The organism is Variovorax sp. CCNWLW225, assembly GCF_037204045.1.
Taxonomy (GTDB): domain Bacteria; phylum Pseudomonadota; class Gammaproteobacteria; order Burkholderiales; family Burkholderiaceae_C; genus Variovorax.
Genome location: NZ_JBBCBV010000020.1, coordinates 41,846 through 65,818, shown reverse-complemented (window position 1 = coordinate 65,818; position 23,973 = coordinate 41,846). Strand labels below are relative to the sequence as shown.

Annotated in this window: 27 protein-coding genes; 18 read left to right on the top strand and 9 right to left on the bottom strand. The window is 67.6% G+C overall.

Annotated features, from left to right (window positions below; translation table 11 throughout):
- Window positions 1–6: 6 nt before the first annotated feature.
- Entirely contained in the window at window positions 7–459 is a 453-nt protein-coding gene (locus V9L20_RS23600) for a YybH family protein (RefSeq protein ID WP_157616167.1), read from the bottom strand.
- A 24-nt stretch (window positions 460–483) separates the two neighbouring features.
- Here V9L20_RS23600 and V9L20_RS23595 point away from each other — a divergent pair, with 24 nt between their 5' ends.
- The 7 genes from V9L20_RS23595 to rutF are packed head-to-tail and all read left to right on the top strand — an operon-like array spanning window position 484 to window position 4,974.
- Complete coding sequence (locus tag V9L20_RS23595; protein WP_258502614.1) at window positions 484–627, top strand: hypothetical protein; 144 nt, start codon at window positions 484–486, stop codon at window positions 625–627.
- Window positions 628–678: 51 nt separating this feature from the next.
- Window positions 679–1,791 (top strand): pyrimidine utilization protein A, encoded by a 1,113-nt coding sequence (gene rutA, locus V9L20_RS23590; protein WP_337298451.1) that lies wholly within the window; start codon window positions 679–681, stop codon window positions 1,789–1,791.
- A 14-nt stretch (window positions 1,792–1,805) separates the two neighbouring features.
- On the top strand, window positions 1,806–2,606 hold the full coding sequence (gene rutB, locus V9L20_RS23585; protein WP_337298450.1) for a pyrimidine utilization protein B: 801 nt from the start codon (window positions 1,806–1,808) through the stop codon (window positions 2,604–2,606).
- Between the two features lie 14 nt (window positions 2,607–2,620).
- Window positions 2,621–3,013 (top strand): pyrimidine utilization protein C, encoded by a 393-nt coding sequence (gene rutC, locus V9L20_RS23580; protein WP_124958891.1) that lies wholly within the window; start codon window positions 2,621–2,623, stop codon window positions 3,011–3,013.
- A gap of 2 nt (window positions 3,014–3,015) precedes the next feature.
- Window positions 3,016–3,816 (top strand): pyrimidine utilization protein D, encoded by an 801-nt coding sequence (rutD, locus tag V9L20_RS23575; protein ID WP_337298449.1) that lies wholly within the window; start codon window positions 3,016–3,018, stop codon window positions 3,814–3,816.
- A complete protein-coding gene (locus V9L20_RS23570) occupies window positions 3,813–4,409 on the top strand; it encodes a malonic semialdehyde reductase (RefSeq protein WP_337298448.1) in 597 nt (198 codons plus the stop codon). Before rutD ends, V9L20_RS23570 begins: the two co-directional genes overlap by 4 nt.
- Window positions 4,410–4,431: 22 nt before the next feature.
- Window positions 4,432–4,974, top strand: a complete 543-nt coding sequence (gene rutF / locus V9L20_RS23565; RefSeq protein ID WP_443098622.1) for an NADH-dependent FMN reductase RutF — start codon at window positions 4,432–4,434, stop codon at window positions 4,972–4,974.
- A 45-nt stretch (window positions 4,975–5,019) separates the two neighbouring features.
- On the opposite strand, the gene rutR is transcribed toward rutF, so the two are convergent.
- Window positions 5,020–5,796 carry an HTH-type transcriptional regulator RutR gene (gene rutR, locus V9L20_RS23560; RefSeq protein WP_337298447.1) on the bottom strand — a complete coding sequence of 259 codons (777 nt, stop codon included), beginning with the start codon at window positions 5,794–5,796 and terminating at the stop codon, window positions 5,020–5,022.
- 176 nt (window positions 5,797–5,972) lie between these two features.
- Between rutR and V9L20_RS23555 the strand changes: the two genes are divergently transcribed.
- From V9L20_RS23555 to V9L20_RS23525, 7 genes are all read left to right on the top strand, one after another.
- Complete coding sequence (locus V9L20_RS23555) at window positions 5,973–6,977, top strand: isopenicillin N synthase family dioxygenase (protein WP_337298446.1); 1,005 nt, start codon at window positions 5,973–5,975, stop codon at window positions 6,975–6,977.
- A 2-nt stretch (window positions 6,978–6,979) separates the two neighbouring features.
- Entirely contained in the window at window positions 6,980–7,366 is a 387-nt protein-coding gene (locus V9L20_RS23550; protein ID WP_337298445.1) for a VOC family protein, read from the top strand.
- A gap of 63 nt (window positions 7,367–7,429) precedes the next feature.
- On the top strand, window positions 7,430–8,536 hold the full coding sequence (locus V9L20_RS23545) for a BMP family ABC transporter substrate-binding protein (RefSeq protein WP_337298444.1): 1,107 nt from the start codon (window positions 7,430–7,432) through the stop codon (window positions 8,534–8,536).
- A 31-nt stretch (window positions 8,537–8,567) separates the two neighbouring features.
- The gene (locus V9L20_RS23540; protein WP_337298443.1) at window positions 8,568–10,100 is read left to right on the top strand and encodes an ABC transporter ATP-binding protein; all 1,533 of its coding nucleotides are present in this window, start codon (window positions 8,568–8,570) and stop codon (window positions 10,098–10,100) included.
- Window positions 10,093–11,244 (top strand): ABC transporter permease, encoded by a 1,152-nt coding sequence (locus tag V9L20_RS23535; RefSeq protein WP_337298442.1) that lies wholly within the window; start codon window positions 10,093–10,095, stop codon window positions 11,242–11,244. Before V9L20_RS23540 ends, V9L20_RS23535 begins: the two co-directional genes overlap by 8 nt.
- Window positions 11,241–12,173, top strand: coding sequence for an ABC transporter permease (locus V9L20_RS23530; protein ID WP_337298441.1), 933 nt, complete (start codon window positions 11,241–11,243; stop codon window positions 12,171–12,173). The genes V9L20_RS23535 and V9L20_RS23530 overlap by 4 nt, the downstream gene beginning before the upstream one ends.
- Complete coding sequence (locus V9L20_RS23525) at window positions 12,170–12,856, top strand: cysteine hydrolase family protein (RefSeq protein ID WP_337298440.1); 687 nt, start codon at window positions 12,170–12,172, stop codon at window positions 12,854–12,856. The genes V9L20_RS23530 and V9L20_RS23525 overlap by 4 nt, the downstream gene beginning before the upstream one ends.
- On the opposite strand, the gene V9L20_RS23520 is transcribed toward V9L20_RS23525, so the two are convergent.
- On the bottom strand, window positions 12,853–13,620 hold the full coding sequence (locus tag V9L20_RS23520) for a hypothetical protein (protein ID WP_337298439.1): 768 nt from the start codon (window positions 13,618–13,620) through the stop codon (window positions 12,853–12,855). The genes V9L20_RS23525 and V9L20_RS23520 overlap by 4 nt on opposite strands.
- Before the next feature lie 46 nt (window positions 13,621–13,666).
- Here V9L20_RS23520 and V9L20_RS23515 point away from each other — a divergent pair, with 46 nt between their 5' ends.
- Genes V9L20_RS23515 through V9L20_RS23505 form a run of 3 tightly spaced genes read left to right on the top strand, consistent with a single transcriptional unit; the run spans window position 13,667 to window position 15,726 of the window.
- A complete protein-coding gene (locus tag V9L20_RS23515) occupies window positions 13,667–14,266 on the top strand; it encodes a LemA family protein (protein ID WP_431769289.1) in 600 nt (199 codons plus the stop codon).
- 12 nt (window positions 14,267–14,278) lie between these two features.
- Entirely contained in the window at window positions 14,279–15,205 is a 927-nt protein-coding gene (locus tag V9L20_RS23510; RefSeq protein ID WP_337298438.1) for a TPM domain-containing protein, read from the top strand.
- Between the two features lie 2 nt (window positions 15,206–15,207).
- Window positions 15,208–15,726: a TPM domain-containing protein gene (locus V9L20_RS23505; RefSeq protein ID WP_337298437.1), complete on the top strand. Its 519-nt coding sequence runs from the start codon at window positions 15,208–15,210 to the stop codon at window positions 15,724–15,726.
- A 121-nt stretch (window positions 15,727–15,847) separates the two neighbouring features.
- On the opposite strand, the gene pdeM is transcribed toward V9L20_RS23505, so the two are convergent.
- Window positions 15,848–16,531, bottom strand: a complete 684-nt coding sequence (pdeM, locus tag V9L20_RS23500; protein ID WP_337298436.1) for a ligase-associated DNA damage response endonuclease PdeM — start codon at window positions 16,529–16,531, stop codon at window positions 15,848–15,850.
- An 80-nt stretch (window positions 16,532–16,611) separates the two neighbouring features.
- On the opposite strand from pdeM, the gene trxC reads away from it, so the two are divergent.
- The gene (gene trxC, locus V9L20_RS23495; protein WP_281146733.1) at window positions 16,612–17,061 is read left to right on the top strand and encodes a thioredoxin TrxC; all 450 of its coding nucleotides are present in this window, start codon (window positions 16,612–16,614) and stop codon (window positions 17,059–17,061) included.
- Window positions 17,062–17,083: 22 nt separating this feature from the next.
- On the opposite strand, the gene V9L20_RS23490 is transcribed toward trxC, so the two are convergent.
- The 5 genes from V9L20_RS23490 to V9L20_RS23470 form a co-directional block, all read right to left on the bottom strand.
- Window positions 17,084–19,834 (bottom strand): ligase-associated DNA damage response DEXH box helicase, encoded by a 2,751-nt coding sequence (locus V9L20_RS23490; RefSeq protein ID WP_337298435.1) that lies wholly within the window; start codon window positions 19,832–19,834, stop codon window positions 17,084–17,086.
- Window positions 19,831–21,486: an ATP-dependent DNA ligase gene (locus tag V9L20_RS23485; RefSeq protein WP_337298434.1), complete on the bottom strand. Its 1,656-nt coding sequence runs from the start codon at window positions 21,484–21,486 to the stop codon at window positions 19,831–19,833. Before V9L20_RS23485 ends, V9L20_RS23490 begins: the two co-directional genes overlap by 4 nt.
- Window positions 21,483–22,604: a ligase-associated DNA damage response exonuclease gene (locus tag V9L20_RS23480; RefSeq protein ID WP_337298433.1), complete on the bottom strand. Its 1,122-nt coding sequence runs from the start codon at window positions 22,602–22,604 to the stop codon at window positions 21,483–21,485. The genes V9L20_RS23485 and V9L20_RS23480 overlap by 4 nt, the downstream gene beginning before the upstream one ends.
- Before the next feature lie 70 nt (window positions 22,605–22,674).
- Window positions 22,675–23,187 (bottom strand): DUF3617 domain-containing protein, encoded by a 513-nt coding sequence (locus V9L20_RS23475; RefSeq protein ID WP_337298432.1) that lies wholly within the window; start codon window positions 23,185–23,187, stop codon window positions 22,675–22,677.
- Window positions 23,188–23,266: 79 nt separating this feature from the next.
- The gene (locus V9L20_RS23470; RefSeq protein ID WP_337298431.1) at window positions 23,267–23,971 is read right to left on the bottom strand and encodes a phosphatase PAP2 family protein; all 705 of its coding nucleotides are present in this window, start codon (window positions 23,969–23,971) and stop codon (window positions 23,267–23,269) included.
- Window positions 23,972–23,973 lie beyond the last annotated feature (2 nt).

Below are 23,973 nucleotides of genomic sequence, written 5' to 3'. Positions count from 1 at the left end.
CATTTCTCAGTGCAGGATCTGGGGCGGGTCGTTCGCGTCGACGGGTTCCCGCGCGCTGCCGGGGCTCGCATGGTGCGCCACCATGCGCCAGCCTTCGGCGGTCTTGTGATAGACGTTGGTGGCCAGCACAAAGGCGTGCTTCGGGCCCTCGGCCGTGAGCACCTCGATGCGTTCGAGCACGTTGTGCACCGCGCTTGCGAGCGACTCGATCTTGCGCACGCGCGCGGGCATGGCGTGAATGGCGCCGTTGCCGAACATCTGCTCGAAAGCCGCGCGGATGGCCGTGGCGCCCACCAGGCGGGGGCCGCCCGGGTGCACGCAGAACACCTCGTCCTCGTCGGCCCAGCACGCCATCAGCGCTTCGATGTCGCCGCGCTGCAGCGCTTCATAAAACGCGGCCTCGATGTCGTCTGCAGTACCGCCGACGGCAGCGGCGGCGCGGAGTGGGGTCTTGGGCATGGGGGTGATTTTGCCGCGCGATCCATGACGCCGGCGCTGCACCGGTTTGGCCTTGCCGCGCACCGTGCTGCCGCAAGCCGGGCGGTTCATCTGCTCCACTTTGGACCAAATGGTCAAAAAGAAACATTAAAAAACATTCAACGTGTTGATTTGAAAGGGATTTTTTAACTGGCACGGGCCATGCATAGGGCTTTGCGACCCTGCAACTGGAGCTTCTGCATGAACGTCGGCATCTTCATCCCCATCGGCAACAACGGCTGGCTGCTCTCCGAAAACGCACCGCAGTACAAGCCGAGTTTCGAACTCAACAAGGAGATCACGCTCACGGCCGAGCGCTACGGCGTCGACTTCGTGCTGTCGATGATCAAGCTGCGCGGCTTTGGCGGCAAGACCGAGTTCTGGGACCACAACCTCGAGTCGTTCACGCTCATGGCCGGGCTCGCGGCCGTCACCACCAAGATCAAGCTCTTTGCCACCGCCGCCTCGCTGGTGATGCCGCCGGCCATCGTCGCGCGCATGGCGTCGACCATCGATTCGATCTCCGGTGGCCGCTTCGGCCTCAACCTTGTCACCGGCTGGCAGCGGCCCGAGTACTCGCAAATGGGCATGTGGCCCGGCGACCAGTTCTTCGGCACGCGCTACCAGTACCTGTCTGAATACATCCAGGTGCTGCGCGACCTGTGGGGCACCGGCCAATCGGACTTCAAGGGCGCGCACTTCCAGATGGACGACTGCCGCCTGAGCCCACGGCCGCAAGCAGACATGAAGGTGATCTGCGCGGGCCAGAGCGACGCCGGCATGGACTTTTCCGCGAAGTACGCCGACTACAACTTCTGCTTCGGCAAGGGCGTGAACACGCCCAAGGCCTTTGCGCCCGCGGCCGAAAAGCTCATCGAGGCCACAGGCAAGACCGGCCGCCACGTGACCACCTACGTGCTGATGATGGTGATTGCCGACGAAACCGACGAAGCCGCGCGCGCCAAGTGGGAGCACTACAAGGCGGGCGCCGATCACGAAGCGATTGCCTGGCTGGGCCAGCAGGGCGCGGCCGACACCAAGTCGGGCGCCGACACCAATGTGCGCCAGATGGCCGACCCGACCTCGGCCGTCAACATCAACATGGGCACGCTGGTGGGCTCGTACGCCACCGTTGCGCGCCTGCTCGACGAAATGGCCGAAGTGCCGGGCACCGAAGGCGTGCTGCTCACTTTCGACGACTTCCTGCAGGGCGTGCAGGCCTTCGGCGAGCGCATCCAGCCGCTCATGAAGAGCCGCGCGCATGTGCAGAGCCCCGTGGCCTCGCAGGCCGAACCCGAGCGCCTTGCGGCCTGAGAGGAACGACGCGCATGGCCACGCCCGCACGCAACACCACGCTCACCTCGACCACGCCCGTCGGCGCCCCGCGCCTGCCCGGCGCACCCGCGCCGCTGGTGCTGCCCGCCCGGCCCGAACCGCTGGCGCTGCATGCCACCGACTCGGCCCTGATCGTGGTCGACATGCAGAACGCCTATGCCTCTATCGGCGGCTATGTCGATTCGGCGGGCTTCGATATTTCGGGCGCGCAGGGCACCATCGCCAACATCGCGCGCACGATTGCGGCGGCGCGCGCGGCCGGCATGCTGGTCGTGTTTCTTCAGAACGGCTGGGACGCAGCCTATGTGGAGGCCGGCGGACCGGGCTCGCCCAACTGGCACAAGTCGAACGCGCTCAAGACCATGCGCGCCAAGCCCGAGCTCGCGGGCAAGTTCCTCGCCAAGGGCGGCTGGGACTACGAGCTCATCGCAGAGATGAAGCCGCAGTCCGGCGACATCGTGGTGCCGAAGACGCGCTACAGCGGCTTCTTCAACAGCACGCTCGACAGCACCTTGCGCGCGCGCGGCATCCGCCACCTGGTGTTCACCGGCATTGCCACCAACGTGTGCGTGGAGTCGACGCTGCGCGATGCCTTTCACCTCGAATACTTCGCCGTGATGCTCGAAGACGCCACGCACGAGCTTGGCGGCGCGGCCATACAAAAGGCCTCCGTCTACAACGTCGAGACCTTCTTCGGCTGGGTTTCGACCGTGGACCAGTTCTGCGCCACCTTTGCACCCGAGCCCGCCGCGCAGCCTGTAGCGGCTGAAGCGGCCATTGCCCGATTTTTTTAAAGGAGTCCGTCCTCATGCCCAAGCAAGCCATCATCCCCGCCGGAACCACCACGCCCATCGCCCCGTTCGTGCCCGGCACCATGGCCGACGGCGTGGTCTATGTGTCGGGCACGCTGCCCTTCGACAAGGACAACAACGTGGTGCACGTGGGCGACGCCTCGGCGCAGACGCGCCACGTGCTCGAAACGATCCAGAACGTGATCAAAACGGCCGGCGGCACCATGGACGACGTGACCTTCAACATGATCATGATCAAGGACTGGGCCGACTACGCGAAGGTGAACGCGGTGTACGCCGAGTTCTTTCCGGGCACCAAGCCTGCGCGCTACTGCATCCAGTGCGGCCTGGTAAAGCCTGATGCACTGGTCGAAATCGCCTCCATCGCCCACGTCGGCAACAAGGCCTGAGCATGCCGCTGCACTACGAAGTGCATGGGCCGGCCGACGGCGAGGCGGTGCTGCTGTCGTCGGGCCTGGGCGGTTCGGCCGCCTTCTGGCAGCCGCAGATCGGCGCGCTCGTTGCAGCGGGCCATCGCGTGATTGCGTACGACCAACGCGGAACGGGCCGCAGCCCCGCCGCACTGAGCGCGGACTACGCCATTGCCGACATGGCGCGCGACGTGGTGCAGATTCTGGACGCCACGTCGACGCCACGCTGCCACTTGGTGGGGCACGCGCTGGGCGGACTCGTCGGGCTGCAGTTCGCGCTCGACGAGCCCTCGCGCGTGGCGAGCCTGGTGCTGGTCAATGCATGGTCGAAGCCCAATCCGCATTCGGCTCGCTGCTTCGAGGCACGGCTCGCGCTGCTCGATGCCTGCGGACCGCGCGCATACGTGGAAGCGCAGCCGATCTTCTTGTACCCCGCGGCCTGGTGCGCGGAACATGCGCAGCGCGTGGCCGACGAGGTCGACCATGCGTTTGCGCACTTTCCCGGCGCGGCCAACATGCGTGCGCGCATCGGCGCTCTGCGCGCCTTCGACATCGACGCGCATCTTGGCGACATCACCACGCCCACGCTGGTGGCCGCCGCCATGGACGATGCGCTGGTGCCGTGGACCTGCTCGCAGCACCTGGCCGATGGCCTGCACGACGTGACGCTCCACTTCATGCCGCACGGCGGCCATGCGCACAGCGTGACCGAGGCCGACGCCTTCAACCGCAGCCTGCTCGACTTTCTTTCCCGGGTCAGCGCACCCGGCGTTCCCGCATGACCACCACCACCGCCCTCGACGACGCCGCACTGGCACTTCTCTTCACCGAAGCACGCAGCCACAACGGCTGGACCGGCGAACCCGTGACCGACGAACAGATCCGGCAGATCTACGCACTGGCCCGCATGGGCCCCACCTCGGCCAACTGCTCGCCTGCGCGCTTCGTGTTCGTTCGCACGCCGGAAGGCAAGCAGCGCCTTGCGCCTGCGGTCTCCAAAGGCAACCTCGAGAAGACCATGACGGCACCCGTCACGGTCATCGCAGCATGGGACCGCAAGTTCTACGACAAGCTGCCCATGCTGTTCCCGCACACCGATGCGCGCAGCTGGTTCACCGGCAGCCCCGAAGCCGCGCACGAAACCGCCTTTCGCAATGCCAGCCTGCAGGCGGGCTACCTGCTGCTCGCCGCGCGCGCGGTGGGGCTCGATGCAGGCCCGATGTCGGGCTTCGACAAGGCGAAGGTGGATGCCGCGTTCTTCGAGGGCACCGATTGGAGCACCAACTTCCTGATCAACCTCGGCCACGGCGATGCGGCCAAGGTGTTCGGCCGCCTGCCGCGGCTCAGCTTCGAAGAAGCCTGCGTCCTCGCCTGAAACCATTCCGGAAATCTCTCCCATGCTGCTGAACGCAATGGCCTCCCACCACGTCACGCCGAGCGGCCTTCCCCACGCGCTGCCCAAGGCCGACTACCGCAATGCCATGGCGCGGCTGGGCGCGGCGGTCAACATCATCACCACCGACGGGCCCGCGGGCCGTGCCGGGTTCACCGCATCGGCCGTGTGCAGCGTGACCGATGAACCGCCGATGCTGCTGGTGTGCCTGAACCGGTCGGCATCGGTGTACCCCGCGTTCATGGCCAATGGCGTGCTCTGCGTGAACGTGCTCGCGGCGGGCCACCAAGCGCTCTCGGGCCTGTTCGGCGGCAAGACGCCGATGGACGAGCGCTTTGCCGCGGCCCGCTGGAGCCGCAAGGCGACCGGATCGCCGGTGCTGGAAGATGCCGCGGCGTCATTCGACTGCCGCGTGGTGCAGGCCACGAGTGCGGGAACGCATGACGTGCTGTTCTGCGAGGCGGTGGCGATCGCGATTGGCGGGGCGGCGCAGAGCCTGATCTATTTCGACCGGCGGTACCACGAGATCGCGGCACCGCCGCATTGACCTGGTCTTGTCCCCTCTCCCTCTGGGAGAGGGAGAAAAGACCGATCACCGCGGCGCAATCCCCTGCAGCACGATCCGCTGCACGTTCTCCACCGTCTGCTCGAAGAACACCGGGTCCTCCAGCGTATGTCCCGTCAGCGCCTGCACCTGCACGCCGAAATCCGCGTAGTGCTGCGTGACGGCCCAGAGCGCAAAAATCAGGTGATGCGGATCGACCGGCGCGAGCTTGCCCGACGCGACCCATGAACGGATGACCTCCGACTTGCGTTCCACCAGCGTGCGCAGTTCGCGGTCGAGTTCGTCGCGCAGCAGCGGCGCGCCCTGGATCATTTCAAGGCAGAACAGGCGCGACGCATCGGGCCGGTCGCGCGAAACCACGAGCTTGCGGCGGATGTAGCCGCCGATGGCCTCGCCCGGGTCCTGCTCGGCACTGAAGCCGCGCAGCGGCTCCAGCCACAGCGCGAGCAGGTCGCGCAGCACGTTCACATACAGCTCTTCCTTGTTGGCAAAGTAGTAGAGCAGATTGCTCTTGGACACATCGGCGCGCGCCGCCACCTGGTCGATCGAGGTGCCATGCAATCCGAAGCGCGAGAACAGGCCCAGCGCCGCACCGAGGATGGCGCTGCGCTTGTCCTCGATCTGGCGCAGCCTGCGGCTCACCGCCGAGGCGCTGCGCACCGGGGGCTTCGCGGACTTGCGCACCAGGCCCTTCACGGCGCCCTTCACAGCGCTCTTGACTGGGGTCTTCTTTGTGCTGCTGGCTGCGGCCAGCGCCTTGGTCTTCGGCATCTTCCCTCGCTTCTCGATTTGCAGGCTCTTCATTCATTCATTCATTCAACGCGCACCACTGTAAGGCCGCGTGCATCGCGTTGCGCCGTACGGGCCATCCCGCACGCGCGGCGCGCACCATGCTGACGCGACAAATGCGTTTTGTCCATTTGGTCCAACTGGCACAGACGTTGCATGGCGAAAGGCATGCCAAGCACGAGGACCGACACATGACAACCCTGCTGTCCGTACCCATCATCGATCTCGCGCCCTACTTCGGCGGCACGGCCGAAGGCAAGGAACAGGTCGCGAAGAAAGTCGACGAGGCCTGCCGCAGCATCGGCTTTCTCGTCATCACCAACCACGGCATTCCGGCCGAACTGATCGCGCGCGTATCGAAGCTCTCGCGCGCGTTCTTCGACATGCCGCTGGCCGAGAAGCGCAAGGTCGACCGGCCGCGCGAAGACGCGGTGCGCGGCTACAGCGCAGTCGGCGAAGAAGGGCTTTCGTACAGCCTGGAAGAGGCCGCGCCCGGCGACCTGAAGGAGTCGTTCTCGGTCGGCCCCTCGAACGTGCCCGACGACGACTACCACCGCGGCCCCGCCGCCGGCCCGCACTTCGAGCCCAACAGCTGGCCGCCGATCGAAGGTTTCCGCGAAGCGTACGAAGCCTACTTCGATGCCATGAGCGATCTCTCCCGCTCGCTGATGCGCATCTTCGCGCTCGGCCTTGCGCTGCCCGAGATGTTCTTCGACGACAAGATCGACAAGCACATCAGCATGTTCCGCGTGCTGAGCTATCCGCCGCAGCGTGAAGCGCCGCTGCCGGGCCAGTTGCGCGCCGGCGCGCACAGCGACTACGGCAGCCTCACCATCGTGCTGCCCGACGACAAGGGCCTGCAGGTGTTCAACAAGGCGGGTCAGTGGGTCGACGTACCGCAGGTGGAAGGCGGCCTGGTGGTCAACATTGCCGACCTGATGATGCAGTGGACCAACGACCAGTGGGTGTCCACGCTGCACCGCGTGGTCAATCCGCCGTTCGAAGTGGCCAGCACCAACCGCCGGCAGTCGCTGGTGTTCTTTCACCAGCCCAATTACGACGCGATGGTCGAGTGCCTGCCAAGCTGCCTTGCACCGGGCGAGCAGCCGAAGTACGCACCCATTTCATCGGGCGACCACCTGACCTCCAAGTTCGTGAAGCAGACGACCTTTGGCGGCACCAAGGCCGTGGCCTGAGCATGGCGCATCTCTCCTACGTCAACGTCTTCGCCAAAGACGTGGTCGCGCTCAGCGGCTTCTACCAGCGCGTGTTCGGCTTCGCCGAGATCGAGGCGATCCGCTCGCCGATCTTTCGCGGACTTGACACCGGCAAGTCGAGCCTCGGCTTCAACGCGCTCGATGCCTACGAACTATTGCACCTGGCCGAGTTCTCCGACACGCGCGGCGTGAAGTTTTTGCTGAACATCGACGTCGACAACAAGGACGATGTGGACCGCATGGTGCCCATCGCGCTCGAGGCCGGCGCCACGCTGGTGAAGCCGCCTTACGTCACTTACTACAACTGGTACCAGTCGGTGCTGCTCGACCCCGAAGGCAACGTGTTTCGCATCAACTTCATGATGTGACGCGCGCGGCACCTCCGTCTTCAACGCTTCTTCCCTGACTTGCTTCTCACGAAAGGTCGCTCCATGCTGCGCACTCCCACCCACGGCTTCACCTCCGGCCTTGCCCTGGCCCTTGCAGCCGGCGGCGCATTCGTCTCGCTGCCCGCGGCAGCAGCCGACGGCTTCACGCTCAAGGACAAGCCGAAGATCGCAATGCTCTACTTCGGCCCGAAGAACGACGGCGGCTGGACGCAGGCCTTCGACGAAGCACGCGTGAAGATCGAGAAAGAAATCGGCCAGAAGATCCAGTTTGTCGAGAACGTTCCCGAAGACGCCTCGGCCATCAAGCCCGCGGCCGAAAAGTTCATTCAGCGCGGCGCCAACATCGTGATCGGCACCGCCTTCGGCTATTCCGACAGCTTCAAGGACCTGGCCGCCAAGTACCCGGGCGTGGCCTTTCTGAACGGTTCGGGCACCACCAACGGCAGCAACCTCGAATCGTTCTATGGCCGTACCTACGAGAGCCAGTATCTCTGCGGCATGGCCGCCGGCGCAGCCTCCAAGACCGGCAAGCTCGGCTTCGTTGCGGCCAACCCGTTCGGCGTGGTGAACTGGACCATCAACGCCTTCGCACTCGGTGCGCAGAAGATGAACCCCAACGCCACCGTCAACGTCATCTACACCGGCGCGTGGAACGACCCCGTGAAAGAACGCGCCGCCGCGGCAGCGCTGATCGACCAGGGCGCCGACGTGATCGGCCAGCACGTGGACTCGCCCACGCCGCAGATCGTGGCGCAGGAGCGCGGCGTGTACGGCACCGGCCACCACCGCGATCTGCGCCAGTTTGCACCCAAGGCCACGCTGTGCTCATCGGTGTGGGTGTGGGACCGCTTCCTGACGCCCGAACTCAAGAAGATCATGGCCGGCAACTGGAAGCCCGGCCAGTACGGCGCCTTCATCGAGATGAAGGACGGCGGCACCGACATTGCGGGCTTCGGCCCCGCGGTGCCCAAGGACAAGGCCGCGGCCATTACCGCCGAGCGCGACGCGATCATGAAGGGCAAGCAGGTCTATGCCGGCCCGCTCGCCGACCGCGACGGCAAGGAGCGCGTGGCCAAGGGCGCGGTGCTGTCGGATGCCGATCTGTGGAAGATGGACTGGTTCGTCAAGGGCGTGGTCACGCAGAAGTAAAGCAACAGAGACAAAAGCAAGGCGACCCGGCATGCCCAACGCGCTCGAACTCACCGGCATCCGCAAGAGCTTCGACGGCTTTGCGGCGCTGACCGATGCACACTTTGCCGCGCGCTGGGGCGAGGTGCATGCGCTGCTGGGCGAGAACGGGGCGGGCAAGTCGTCGCTGATGAACATTGCGGCGGGGCTTTATGCACCCGAAGCCGGCCAGCTGCTGGTCGACGACAACGTGGTGCGCTTTGCCGGCCCGGCCGACGCGGCAAGGCAACGCATCGGCATGGTCCACCAGCACTTCAAGCTGGTGCGGCCGTTCACCGTGGCAGAGAACATCCTTCTCACCGCACCGCCCGCGCCCGAGTTCCAGAGCCACGGGGAGCGCCTTCGCGAAATCACGCGCAGCATCCGCAACAAGGCCTCGGAGCTGGGCTTCGACATCGACCCCGCGAGACGTGTCGATTCGCTCTCGATTGCCGAGCAGCAGCGCGTGGAAATTCTCAAGGTGCTGCTTGCGGGCGCGCGCATCCTGATACTCGACGAGCCCACTGCGGTGCTCACCGACCAGGAGGCCGCGCGACTGCTGCAAACCGTGCGGGGCCTCGCGCGAAGCGGCTCCGCGGTGGTGCTGGTCACGCACAAGATGGCCGACGTGAAAACGTATGCCGACCGGGTGACGGTGATGCGCGGCGGCCGCACGGTGGCCACACTGGCGCCCGATACGGCCTCGGTGGCCGAGCTGGTAAAGCTCACCGTGGGCGAATCGATTGCCACGCAAAGTTTCCAGGCGGCAAAGTCGCCGCGCGGCGCTGTGCGGCTCGCGGTGCGCGGCCTGCGCTCTGCGCCGTCGCCAGAAGGCCGCCGCGTGCTCGACGGCGTCGACCTCGAACTGCATGCGGGCGAAATCTATGGCTTGGCCGGTGTCGGCGGCAATGGGCAGGGCGAGCTGGCCGGCGCCATCATGGGCCTGCCCGATGCGGGCGGTGCGCTCGAAGGCGAGATTCACCTCAGCGGCCATGGCGACCTCAAGGCCATGAGTGCACCAGCGCGCCGCAACGTCGGCATTGCCGCGATTCCGGCCGACCGCTACGGCCTTGCGCTGGCCGGTGGCCTTTCGGTGGCCGAGAACTACGCCATCGGCCGCGTGCACACGGGCCGCTACGGCCCGGCGTGGCATCTGCGGCGTGGCCGCATCCACGCCGATACGCAGGAGGCGGTTCGCGCCTTCGATGTGCTGGGGGTGCGCTCGGTGGCGCAGAAGGCCGCGCTGCTCTCCGGCGGCAACGCACAGAAGCTGGTGCTCGCGCGGGAGTTCGGCAAGTCACCCTCGCTGGTGCTGGCGCACAGCCCGAGCCGCGGGCTCGACGTTCGCGCGAGCGCCGAGGTGCATGCGCGCCTGCGCGCGGCGCGCGACAGTGGCGCCGCGGTGCTGCTGATCAGCGAAGACCTCGACGAAGTGCTGCAGCTGGCCGACCGCGTGGGCGTGATGACACGCGGACGCATTGCAGGCGAGTTCGCGCAACCCGCCGACCGGCAGGCGATTGGACAGGCGATGGTGGACCATGGTTGACGCCACGCTCGCGGCCATTGCGCAGCCCGCGCAAACCGACCCGCAAGCCGCGCACCGCGCGCGGCGCCAGCCGCTGGCGCGCCGGCGCTATGCGCTGGAGATCCGCCAGCACATGGGGTGGCGGCGGCAGGCACTGATTCTTGCGGCGGCGCTGCTGGCCGGCCTGGCAATTTCTGCCGCGATTCTTGTGGCCGCCGGGGTTCCCGCGGACGAACTCGCCAACGAGTTCGTGATGCAGACCTTTTTCGACGGCCAGAACTTTCGCGCCGTGCTGTTCCAGGCTGCGCCGATGATCCTCGTGGGCCTGGCGGGCTCGCTGGCGTTTCGCGCGCGCTTCTGGAACCTGGGGCTCGAGGGCCAGATGATGTGGGGCGCCATCGGCGCCACGGCCGTCTCGATGTGGCAGGTGGGCCCCGAGCCGCTGCGCCTGCCGCTGATGTTCGCGGCCGCCATCGGCTGCGGGCTGCTCTGGGTGCTGGGGCCGGCGTGGCTGAAGATCAGGCTCGGCGTGAACGAGATCATCTCCACGCTGATGCTCAACTACATGGCGGCCAACTTCTTGCTGCACCTGGTGTACGGCAGCTGGAAGGACCCGAAGGACAACTTTCCCTATTCGCCGCAGTTCCGCGCCTTCGAGCGGCTGCCCGAACTGGGCGCCGGCGTGAGCAGCGCCATCTTGCTCGCGGCGGTGGTGGCGCTCTTGGCATGGTGGCTGGTCGGCGTGAGCCGGGCGGGGCTGTACCTGCGCTTCGTCGATGCCAATCCGCGCGTGGCGCATGCCAATGGCGTGCCGGTGCGCCGCACCATCTATGGCGCCGTGCTGCTGTCGGGCGCGATGGCCGGGCTGGCAGGGTTTGCGGTGGCCTCGGGGCAGGAAGGGCGGCTCACGCAGGCCTTCTACCAGGGCTACGGCTTCTCGGGCATCCTCATTGCCTTTCTAGCGCGCAACAACCCGCTCGCGGCCACCGTGGTGGCGCTGCTGGTAGCGGCGCTGTTCGTCACCGGCCGCAGCCTGCAGGTGTTCTACCAGGTGCCGTTCTCGATGGTGCAACTCATCCAGGCCATCATCGTGGTGTGCGTGGCGTCGAGCGATTTCTTCATTCGCCACCGGCTGCGGCGCGTGGGTGGGGAGCAAGCGCAATGAGCGGAAGCATCGTTCTCAACTGGCTCGCGAGCACGCCCGACTTCGCGGTGCCCTATGCGCTTGCGGCGCTGGGGCTGATCATCAGCGAGCGCGCGGGCGTGCTCTCGCTGGGCGCCGAAGGGCTGATGCTGGTGGGCGCGCTCGCTGGCATCGGTGCGCAAATCGCCTTGGGGCAACCGGGCGTTTCGCTGGTGCTTGCCATGCTCGCGGCCAGCGCGGTGTCGTTGCTGTTCGCGGTGATGGTGATCTGGCTGCGCGTGAACCAGGTGATTGCGGGGCTCGCGCTGGTGTTCTTCTGCCAGGGCTTCACCGCGCTGGTCGGCTCGCTGGCCGAATGGACCAACCATGCCACCGAAGGCATCGGCTCGATGGCGCTGTGGCCGCTGTCCCTCTTGCCCGGTGCCGGCCGCCTGTTCGAGCAGAACGCAATGGTGTGGCTCACGCTGCCCATCTTCGTTGCGGTGGCGTGGTTTCTCTCGCGCACCTCGGCCGGGCTGCGGCTGCGCGCGGTAGGCGAGAACCCGCAGGCGGCCGACGCAGCCGGCATCCGCGTCACGCTGTGGCGGCTGGCCGCGGTGCTCGCGGGCTCGGCGCTGGTGGGTCTTGCGGGTGCCTACATCTCGGTGGTCAGCACCAAGCTGTGGATCGCCGGCATGACCGGCGGGCGCGGCTGGATTGCGGTGGGGCTGGTGATCTTCGCGCGCTGGTCGCCGTGGAAGGCGCTGGTGGGTGCGCTGCTGTTCGGCTGCATCGAGGCGCTCATTCCCCAGCTTGCGGCGGCTGGGGTGCAGCTGCCGCAGTACTTCGTGATGATGACTCCCTATGCGGTGACGCTGGGCGTGATGGTGTGGGTCGCGCTGGCCCGCCGCGGCGGAGACGACGAGCCCGGCGCACTCGGCCAACCCTATGTTCGGGAGGAGCGGCGATGAAGGCCTGGGTCTACGGCGAAGAGCGCGAACTTGGCGCCGCGCAGTTTGCGGACTACCTCGACCCGGCCACCACGGCGGTGGTTTCCATCGACATGCACCGCGGCCACCTGGACGACAGCGCCGACTGCCCCTGCCCCGCGCCGCGTGCACGCGACGTGGTGGCACCCATCGACAGCTTTCACGACGACGCCCGCGCGCTGGGCGTGCGCATCGTGCACGTCAAGTCGGTGCTGCGGCCCGGCGGCGAGGATGACATCAACGGCATTCCGGCTGCGTGGCGCCGCACCTTTCCGCTGCACGTGGGCGCCATACCGAATGCCGATGCGCACGCCATCGAAGGCTCGCGCTGGACTGAGTGGGTCACGCGCGTCGAGCCGGGCGACATGCGCGTGGAGAGCAAGCGCCGCTTGTCGGCTTTCTATCCGACCGACCTCGACTTTCTGCTGCGCAACCAGCGCATTGAAACGGTGGTGCTCAACGGCGGGTTTACCGATTGCTGCGTGCTCAACACCGCGTTCGACGCCAACAACCACAACTACCGCGTGATCGTGCTGCGCGACCTGGTGCGCGGCACCGATGCGCATCTGGAAAGCGCCGCGCTCAGCATGGTGTCGCTGCACCTGGGGCTGGTGGTCGACTCGGCCGAACTGCTGCGCCAGTGGCGCGGCGCTGGCCAAAGCTAGTCGGCAAGGCCCAGCCAACGCCGCAGCACGGGCTGCATCTCGCCCTGCGCCGCTTCCCACACCAGTTCGGGCGCGGCCACGTGCACACCGGCGGGTGCGATGCGCAGGGCCATGTCGACCAGCTCGGCCACCTTGGAGGGACGCACCGGCTGCTCGCTGGTCGGCACCATGAAACGCATGATCGACAGCATCCACGCGGCCAGCCTTTCGGCGGGGTTGGCCAATTTCGCATTCAGCGGCTTGCGCGCCGAACGCAAGAGGATCACGCGCTCGAAGCCGCTGGCGACCACGGCCTGCTCGTCGAGGCTGGCCAGGCCGCGCTTGAGCGCCTCGGGCAGGCGGCCTTGGTCGTGCGGCTGCACGATGGCGAGCGTCTGCACGCCGCAAGCGCGCAACCAGCGCGAGAGCTCGGGCAAGTCGGATGGTTGCGGCACCCACAGCGCGCGCTCGCGGCCGTGATAAAGCCGGGGCGGATCGAAGGCGATGACCGCGGTATCGGCGGACGTGAGCCCCCATTGCGCGATCGGCAGGTCGGGGCAGAGGCAGGTCTCGACCCCGCGCATGCCGTCGCGCATGGCTTCGCGCGACAACACCCGCACGTGGGCAAAGCGGTGGCCGCCCGCGAGCCGGCGCAGCAGCTCCTGGCCCAGGGCGCCGGTGGCGCCGGCAATCAGCAGCGTTCCGGCCGTTGCGGTGGAAACGGCGGTTGCAGGCGGCACCGCGCGGTTGGCAGCCTGCAGGGCTTGAAGGGGATCGAGGGCCATGGAGACATCTATGCTAACTTCCGGCTCTTCTGCGGAGGTAATGCAAATGATGATGAAACGCTGGCTCTTGATTCTTGCTGCGGTCCTGTCCCTGAGCGGATGCGGCTACAACCAGTTCCAGTCGCTCGACGAGACGAGCAAATCGGCCTGGAGCGAGGTGCTCAACCAGTACCAGCGGCGCGCCGATCTCGTGCCGAACATCGTGGCCACCGTGAAGGGTGAGGCCAGCTTCGAGCAGGACACGCTCACCAAGGTGATCGAGGCGCGGGCCAAGGCCACGTCGATCCAGGTGACGCCCGAGACGCTGAACAACCCCGAAGCATTCAACAAGTTCCAGCAGGCGCAGGGCGAACTCTCGTCGGCGCTGTCGCGGCTGATGGTGGTGTCCGAGCGCTACCCGGAGCTGAAGGCCAACCAGGCCTTCCGCGACCTGCGCGTGACGCTGGAAGGCACCGAGAACCGCATCACCGTGGCGCGCAACCGCTACATCCAGACGGTGCAGGAGTACAACGTGCTGGCCCGCAGCTTCCCGACGAACATCACGGCCAAGATCTTCAGCTACGAGCCGAAGCCGAACTTCTCGGTGCAGAACGAAGCGCAGATTTCCACGCCGCCGACCGTCGACTTTTCTACTCCGAAGAAGTAACACGCGCGATCGATGACCGTTGCCCTGACACGCCGCGTGCTGGCCGCCGTTCTGCTGGCGGCCACGGCGTGGGCCGGGCTTGCGACCGGCGCATGGGCGCAAGGCCTGCTGCCGGTGCCCACGCTCACGGCGCGGGTGATCGACCAGACGCAGACGCTGGCTGAACCGGAGCGCGCCGATCTCGAGGCCAAGCTGGCCGCCTTCGAGCAGCGCAAGGGCTCGCAGATGGTGGTGCTGATGGTGCCCACCACGCAGCCTGAAGACATTGCCAGCTACGCGAACCGCGTGGGCAACGCCTGGAAGATCGGGCGCAAGGACGTGGGCGACGGCATCCTGGTGATCGTGGCCAAGAACGATCGCAAGATGCGCATCGAAGTGGCCAAGACGCTCGAAGGCGCGGTGCCAGACCTGGCGGCCATCCGCATCATCGACGAGGAGATGAAGCCGCGCTTTCGCAACAACGACTTTGCGGGCGGGCTGAATGCGGCGGTGGCCCGGCTCATCGGGCTGGTCGACGGCGAGGCGCTGCCCGCGCCTTCCAGCGGCAGCGACGAAAGCGCCGGTGACGGCATCGACTGGGAGAACCTTGCGATCTTCCTGTTCGTCGGCGTCTTCGTTGCGGCGCCCATCGTTCGTTCGATTGTCGGCAAGAAGCTCGGCTCGGTGGTCATGGGCGGCGGCATCGGCGTGATCGCGTTCTTCATCACGACCAGCATCGTCATTGCGGTGCTGGCGGGCTTCGTCGCGCTGATGGTGTCGCTGTTCTCGGCGGTGGCTGCAACCGCGCCCGGGCGCCGGGGCGGTGGTGGCGGCGGCTTTGGCGGCTGGAGCGGCGGCGGTGGGGGTGGCGGCTGGAGCAGTGGCGGCGGCGGAGGCGGCGGTTTCAGTTCCGGCGGCGGCGGTGATTTTGGAGGCGGCGGCGCCTCGGGGGATTGGTAGGCATGGCAACGCTTTTCTCCAGGCTCGGCCGCATCTGGCGCCACCAGTGGATGGACGAGGCCGATGTGCGCCGCGTGCTGCCCGACGCCGCCATGGAACGCCTGGCCGCGCGGGTGGCTGCGAGCGAGCGGCGCCACAGCGGCGAGATCCGCATCTGCGTCGAGGCGGGCCTGCCCTGGTCTTACCTGCGGCGGGATGCCTCGGCGCGCGAGCGTGCCGTCACCATGTTCGGCAAGCTGCGCGTGTGGGACACCGAGCACAACAACGGCGTGCTCATCTACCTCTTGCTGGCCGAGCACGCGATAGAGATCGTGGCCGACCGCGGCATCAGCGCGCGGGTCAGCGCCGCCGAATGGTCTGCGATGACGCAGCGCATGGGTGCGGCATTCCGCGAAGGGCGTTTCGAGGACGGGCTCACGCAGGCGTTGGAAGAAATGTCGGCCTTGCTGGTCGAGCACTTTCCGCTGGCGGACGACCAGCCGGACACGAACGAGCTGCCCGACGCGCCCGTGGTTCTTTGAATTTGTTTTCTCCCTCCCCTCCCGGGGGAGGGTTGGGGTGGGGGCAAGCGGCGTTGGCGATGGGCACGCTCTGCCTGCCCCCATCCCAGCCTTCCCCCGGAGGGGGAAGGAGCTAAATCCCCTACTCCGGTGCCGGCAGCGCCCACACGGTTTCGCCACCTACCGCGTAGAAGCGCCTGCCGGGCGCCCGCTCCACCAGCCACCCGCCCGTGAACTCGCCGAAAGCCGGCAGCACCGCCTGTTGTTCGTCGCTCACGAAACACGGCAGCCGCACGCTGTCGCGGCCCGGCCCGTAGAGCCGGCACACCGGATGCAGGTGCCCGGCCAGCACAAAGTGCGTGGCATGCAGTTGCGGGTGATGGCAGCAGGCGAAGGGGCCGAGCAGATAGGGCTCGTCGACCACCTCGATGTCCAGGGCCGCAGGCGGATCGCCCGCGCGGCTGTCGTGGTTGCCCCGCACCAGCGTCATGCGGACGGCCCCGTGCGTGGCCCGCCAGTCGGCGAGCGCGGCCAGCACCTGCGGCGTGCGCGCCTGCGCCGCATGCATGAAGTCACCGAGAAACACGATGCGCTGCGGCGCATGGGCCGCGATCAGCGCGTCAATCCGCGCCAGGTTGTGCTGCGTGGTGCCGCCCGGCACCGGCTGCCCCAGCGCGCGGTAGGTCGCGGCCTTGCCGATATGCAGGTCGGCGATGAACAGCACGCCGCTCGCCGGCCACCAGATGGCGCGTTCGGGCAGCAGATGAACCCACTCGCCGGCCCATCGGACCGGCAGGGCCGATGCGGAAAGTTGCGGGGAAGTCACTGGCACCAAGTGTCGCAAAAGCCGGTGCGCATGGGCGGCCGTCACTTGCAATTCACCCCTGCGGACCCCAGTTCTTCGGTATGACCGAAACGCCATCGCTGCACATCGTCTGTCCGCACTGCCACACGACCAACCGCGTGCGCGCGGCACAGCTGGGCAGCGCGCCCGATTGCGGCAGTTGCCACCGCCCGCTGTTCGCCGGCCATTCGACTGCGCTGCCGGACGAAAAGACCTTCGACCGCCACATTGCACGCAATGAAATTCCGGTGCTGGTGGACTTCTGGGCACCGTGGTGCGGCCCGTGCCGGCAGATGGCGCCGGCCTACGAACAGGCCGCGGCCCAGCTGGAGCCGCGGGTGCGGTTGGCCAAGGTCGATACGGAGGCCGTGCCCAACCTGGGCGCGCGCTTCAACATCCGCAGCATTCCGACGCTGGCGCTGTTTCGCGGCGGGCGCGAGGTGGCACGGCAGGCCGGTGCCATGGGCGCGGCGGACATCGTGCGCTGGGTCAAGGCGCACGGCGCCGGCTGAGCCGGACGGCTCGCTCCTCACTTCACAGCGGCGGCAACGGCCGCGAGCGGCGCGAGGGCGGCCTGCGCTGGCGCTGCGGCGCGGGTGGCTTGCCCGGCCCTTCCTGACCGAACGCGAGCGTGCTCTTCACGCGTTCGATCCCGCCAGCGGTGACGATGCCGCCCGCGGCTTTTTCGAGCTGCTCGACCATGCGCGCGATGCGGTCGGCCACGTTCTCGTTCGACAGTTTTTCGCGGAACAGCTCGACCATGAGCGGGAACGAAAAAGGCGTCGGCCGCTCGAGCGGCTTCAGCACCAGCTGCTGAGTCGCCATGCGCGCGAGGCTGGCGCGCAGGCGGCCTATTTCGAGCTCCTGCGCGAGCAGTTCCTGCTCGGCCTGCAGCAGCAGCTTGTTGGCCGGGTCGTACTTGCGGAACACCTCCCAGAACAGTGCCGACGAGGCCTGCAGCTGCCGGTTGCTGCGCTTCTCGCCGGGGTAGCCCTGGAAGATGAGGCCCGAGACGCGCGCAATTTCCCGAAAGCGGCGCTGCGCCAATTCGCCCGCGTTGAGCGAAGCCAGCACCTCGTGCAGCAGTTCGGCATGCGCATCGTCGCCTTGCGGCAGGCGCAGCACCTGCGGCAGCAGCGCGGGCCAATCGACCGGCACGGCACTCAGCAGTTCGAAGCCGTAGTCGTTCACCGCGATGGAGAAGGTGCGCGCATCGTGCTGCGCCACGCGCCAGGCCAGCAGGCTTGCAAGCCCCAGGTGCACGTGCCGCCCCGCGAACGGATAGAGAAACAGGTGCGAGCCTTCGCGTGTCGTCAGCGTCTCCGCCAGCAGGGTCTGCGGCGTTGGCAGGGCCGACCATTGCTGCTGGATCTCCAGCAGCGGGCGCACGCACTGCAGCTCGGGTGAGTCATAGCGCCCCTCGCCAGCCAGCGCGAGCTGTTGCACCACGGCGTCGGCCAGCGTGGTCGACAGCGGCATGCGCCCGCCGTTCCAGCGCGGCACAGCGGCGCGCTTGCCGGTGGCGCGCCGCACCCAGGCCGTCATGTCGTGAATGCGCACGAGTTCCAGCAACCGGCCGCCGAACAGAAAGCAGTCGTCGGGCTTCATGCGCGCAACAAAGCCTTCTTCGACGCTGCCGATCTTCGCGCCGCCCATGTACTGCACCGCCATGCTGGCATCGCTCACGATGGTGCCGATGTTCATGCGGTGCCGCCGCGCGAGCCGCGCATCGGGCACGCGCCAGACGCCTTCCGCATCGGGCACCGCGCGGCGGTAGTCCGGGTAGGCGGCCAGCGAAGGGCCGCCCTGCGAGACGAAGGACAGGCACCACTCCCAGCTCTCCCGCGACAGCCCCGCATAGGCCGCGGTGCCGCGCACCTCCGCATACAGGTCTTCGGGCACGAAGCCGCCGCCGAGCGCCACCGTGACGAGGTGCTGCACCAGCACGTCGAGCGGCTGCACGGGCGTGTGGCGCGCCTCGATATGGCCTGCCGCAATGGCCGCGCGCGCCGCGGCGCCCTCGACCATCTCGATGCTGTGCGTGGGCACGAGCGTGATTCGCGACGGCCGGCCGGGTGCATGGCCCGAGCGCCCCGCGCGCTGCAGCAGCCGCGCGACGCCCTTGGGCGAGCCGATCTGCAGCACGCGCTCGACCGGCAGGAAATCGACGCCCAGGTCGAGGCTCGATGTGCAGACCACCGCCTTGAGCTCACCGCTCTTCAAGCCGAGTTCCACCCACTCGCGCACCGCACGGTCGAGCGAGCCGTGGTGCAGCGCAATGGTGCCCGCCCATTCGGGCCGCGCCTCGAGCATGGCCTGATACCAGATCTCCGATTGCGAGCGCGTGTTGGTGAACACCAGCGTGGTGCTGCTGGCGGCAATTTCATCGAGCACCTGCGGCAGCATCGTGAGGCCCAGGTGCCCTCCCCACGGAAAGCGCTCGGCGCGGCCGGGCAGCAGCGAATCGACCACCAGCTTCTTGGGCACCGCGCCCTGCACCAGCACGCCCTCTTCATCGCCGAGCAATGCGCGCATGGCCTCTTGCAGGTTGCCCAGCGTGGCCGACATGCCCCACACCGCAAGCCCCGCATTCCAGCGCCTGAGCCTCGCGAGCGCCAGTTGCACCTGCACGCCGCGCTTGTTGCCGAGCAGCTCGTGCCATTCGTCGACCACCACCATCTTCACGCGGCCGAGCACCTCGCTGGCATCGGCGCGCGCGAGCAGCAGCGAGAGGCTCTCTGGCGTGGTGACGAGCACGGTGGGCAGGCGCTCGTTCTGCGCGGCGCGCTCGGCCGACGAGGTGTCGCCGCTGCGCGCGCCGGCGCTCCACGGATGCACCTCGGCGCCGAGCGCTTCGAGCGGCTGCTTCAGCGCGCGCAGCGTGTCGGCCGCAAGCGCGCGCATGGGCGTGAGCCATAGCACCGTGAGCGGCGGCGCGGCGGGGCGCGCGGTTTCTTTTTTGGCTTGCGAGAAGACCTGCAGCGCGCCGAGCCACACGGCGTAGGTCTTGCCCGCGCCGGTGGTCGCATGCAGCATGCCGGACTTTCCTTGCGCGATGGCTTTCCACACATCGCGCTGGAACTTGAAGGGCTTCCAGCCGCGTGCGGCAAACCATGCATCGAGCGCCGCCTTGACCGCTGTCTTGCTCCTTCCCCCGCTGGGGGAAGGCTGGGATGGGGGCAAGCGGCCTTCGAGAGACGGTTGATCCTTGATACGCCGCTTGCCCCCACCCCTGCCCTCCCCCGGGAGGGGAGGGAGAAATTCGGGGTCCACCGGCGCAGTCATGACGGCAGCAATGCGGCCAGCGTCTGCAACGTATCCGCCTCCGCCACCGGCTTGTCCTCGCGCCAGCGCAGCATGCGCGGAAAGCGCACCGCAATGCCGCTCTTGTGCCGCGTGCTGCGCGCGATGCCTTCGAAGCCGAGTTCGAACACCAGCGTCGGCTCCACGCTGCGCACCGGGCCGAAGCTCTCCACCGTGGTCTTGCGGATGATCGCGTCCACGCGCGCCATCTCGGCATCGGTCAGGCCCGAATAGGCTTTTGCAAAGGGCACGAGCTTGCGGTCTTGCTGTTCGGGCGGCCCGTCCCACACGGCAAAGGTGTAGTCGCTGTAGAGGCTGGCGCGCCGGCCGTGGCCGCGCTGCGCGTAGATGAGCACGGCGTCGATGCTGAGCGGGTCGATCTTCCACTTCCACCACACGCCCACGTCCTTGGTGCGGCCCACGCCGTACTGCGCGTCGCGGCGCTTGAGCATCATGCCTTCCACACCCATGCTGCGCGCTGCTTCACGCTGGCGCGCCAGGTCGCCCCACTCGGCGCCGGTGAGCATCGGGCTCGGCAGCAGCGACGGGTGCTGCATGCGCGTGACGAGCTCGTCGAGCAGCGCGCGGCGTTCCCACTGCGGCAGCGCACGCAGGTCGCGGCCTTCCCATTCGAGAATGTCGTAGGCCAGCAGCACCACCGGTATTTCACGCAGCAGCTTCGCGCCCAGGGTCTTGCGGCCGATGCGCTTTTGCAGTTCCGCAAAGGGCTGCACCTTGTCTTCGCGCCAGACGGCGATCTCGCCATCGAGCACCGTGCCGTCGGGCAGCGCCTCGCCCAGCACGGCGAGCTCGGGAAAGCGCTCGGTCACCAGCTCTTCGCCGCGCGACCACAGCCAGACCGCACCCGCGCGCTTCACCAGTTGCGCGCGAATGCCGTCCCACTTCCACTCGACGACCCAATCGGCCGGCGGACCGAGCGCCGCATCGAACTCTTCAAGCGGCAGGTTGAACGCATGCGCAAGAAAGAAGGGGTACGGTTGCCCGCTGGTCTTTTGCACCTGCTCCGCACCCGACTCCGGCGCGATGAGCGCGCGGTAGTCGTCGGCCCGCGGTCGGCCGCCGATGTGGGTGTAGCCCATGAGCCGCTGCGCCACGCGCTTGGGGTCGATGCCGCCCACCGCCGCGAGCGCCTGCGTGACCTGCAGCTTCGACACGCCCACGCGAAATGCGCCGGTGATGAGCTTGAAGTACACCAGCCGCTCTTCGGCCGCAAGCTGGCGCCATTGCGCACGCAGCCTGGCGGGCAACTCGTCGGGCGCGGACTTGCCGGCTTCGCGCAGCGGCAGCAGGTGCTCCTCGACCCAGCGCGCCAGGCCAAGGTCGTGCGCCTCGGTGGGTGGTGCCAACAGCAGCGCGATGGTTTCCGCAAGGTCACCGACCGCCTCATAGCTCTCGTCGAACAGCCATTCGGGAAGGCCCGCCGCCTCTTGCGCAAGCAGTCGCAGCAGCTTGGTGGGCACCAGTTGGCGCGGCTTTCCGCCGGCCAGGAAGTACACGGCCCAGGCCGCATCGGCGGGGTCGGCCTCGCGCAGGTAGCGCTGCAGCGCGGCCTGCTTGGCAAGGCTCGAGGTGCTGGCGTCGAGCTCGCGGTAGAGCGCGGCGAAGTCCTTCATGCCTTTGCTCCTTCCCCCTCTGGGGGAAGGCCGGGATGGGGGCTGCCAGCGTCCCCATCGGGCGCCGCTTGCCCCCTCCCCGGCCCTCCCCCGGAAGGGGAGGGAGTTTCCTGGTCGTCCTCATCGCCGTACTCGGTCTTGAAGCCCTGTGCCTCCAGCCCGTTCTCCGTGAGCCATCGCACCATGACCGCCACACTGCCGTGGGTGACGAACACCCGGCTCGCGCCCGTGCCCGCGATGGCCTGCTGCAGGCCGGGCCAATCCGCGTGGTCAGACATGACGAAGCCGCGGTCCACACCGCGCCGGCGGCGCGTGCCGCGCAGTTGCATCCAGCCGCTTGCGAAGGCGTCGGCGTAGTTGCCGAAGCGGCGCATCCACGGCGTGCCCTGGGCCGAAGGCGGCGCCAGCACCAGGGCGCGCTTCAGCAGCGCGGCGTCCACGCCGGGGTCGGTTACGCGCAGCGTCTCTGGCAGGGCCACGCCCGCGGCGCGATACACGGCGTTGAGAGGCTCGACCGCGCCGTGCACCACGATCGGCCCTATGGAGGCGTCGACGCCGTGCAGGATGCGCTGCGCCTTGCCGAAGGCATAGCAGAACAGCACCGATGCGCGGCCGGCCTCCGCGTTGGCGCGCCACCATGCATCGATCTCCGCGAACAGCGCGGCCTGCGTGGGCCAGCGATAGATCGGCAGCCCGAAGGTCGATTCGGTGATGAAGGTGTCGCACGGCACAGGCTCGAAGGGCGTGCAGGTGCCGTCGGGCTCGGTCTTGTAATCGCCCGAGGCCACCCACACGCGCCCGCCGTGTTCGAGGCGAATCTGTGCCGAGCCCAGCACATGCCCGGCCGGATGCAGCGAAACGCGCACGCCGTGGTGCTCGATGGCTTCGCCGTAGCCTAGCGTCTGCAGCGCGATGTCGCTGCCGAGGCGAGTGCGCAGCGTGCCGGCGCTGTCGGTATGCGCCAGGTAGTGCGCATGGCCCATGCGCGCGTGGTCGGAGTGGGCGTGCGTGATGACGGCGCGAGCCACCGGCCGCCACGGGTCGATGTAGAAATCGCCCGGCGGGCAATACAGCCCCTCCGGGCGTGCGACGACGAGATCTTCTTCCTTCGCGGCCATTGCCGCATCGTAGGCGGTGGCTGGCTTTCGCGTTGCCGAACGCGGGCCGCGAAGCGCTGTGGGCCGGCGCCTACTTCTTGCGCCCGCCCGCCATTTCGAGCACGTTCATCTTCATGCCGTTGGACATGATCATGTCGCCGGGCTTCTGGCCGGCCTTGCAGGGGCCGATCCACTTGGCTTCGATGACGGCGGAGCCTTCGGCGCGGCCCATCAGCGGCGGGCTGTAGGTCGACTTGCTTTCCATGCGATAGGCCGAGCTGAAGTCGCCGCTCATCACGGCGTGCGAAGTGGCGGTGGTGGAGCCGATCTTGCAGACCGAATCGATGACCAGCTTGCCGCCTTCGTTGCGCAGCTCCTGCTTGGAGCAGGTGTCCTTGCCCATGCCCTGGCCCATGTCGCGCAAGGCCTTGTCGCTGGCCGCGTCGATGCACTGCTGGATGGTCTGGCTCGCGCCCTTGGCGGCGGTGCCGTCGCCTGTCTGGATTTCCCAGAGGCCGGGCTTGCGTGCGGGGTAGTCGATGGCCATGGCGGGCATGGCGGCCGCGCAGGCCAGCGTGAAGAAAGCAGCGGCAGTGATCTTCATGGCGGGCTCCGTGTCGAATCAAGGGAACGATGCCCGGTTTTTACCGCAGGCGCCGGCCGTGAGGAATAGCGCAATCGGCCTACGCCGGCTCCGCCTGCACAGCCGCTGCCGCAACGGCTTGGCGTGGCCGCGAAGCCAGCCCGAATCCGATGCCCAGTGCCAGCCCGCCGAGCACGTCGATCAGCACATGCTGGCGCACCGCCATCGTCGAATAGACGATTCCGACTGCCCATGCGATGTTGAGCAAGCGAAGCCACATGGGCGCTGCCACGTCACGCAATTGCCTCGCAAGCACCACGCAGGCAAACACCGAGAACGACACGTGCAGCGACGGAAACGCGTTGCCGGCCGCATCGATCGTTTTCAGCAAGTGAAGCGAAGTGCCCGGGCTGGTGTCGATGGTGAAGTTGGGTATGGCCGTGGGCATGAACCAGAACACCACGAGCGCGATGCACGTCATGAAGGCGCAGCCCAGCGCAAAGTTCGAGAGCTCCCGCCGGTCCTTGGCCAGGAACACCGGCAGCGCGATGTAGAGCCAGAGCGAAAGATAGACCGGCAGCAGCGCCGGCCAGAACGCGATCAGCCGGTCGAACGCGGTAAGCGGCAACGTCCAGGGCTGGCCGGCGTTCTTCATGATCCAGAAGTACAGCGGGAAGAAGCCGATGGTGGCCACCGTGTTGCCGACGAGCTTCAGCGGCCAGAGCGCGAGGCAGCGCCGGACCAGGGCGCGAAGCCACGGTGGTGGGCCGGAAGGCGGCAGGTCTCGAAAGGAAGAAGGTGTCATGG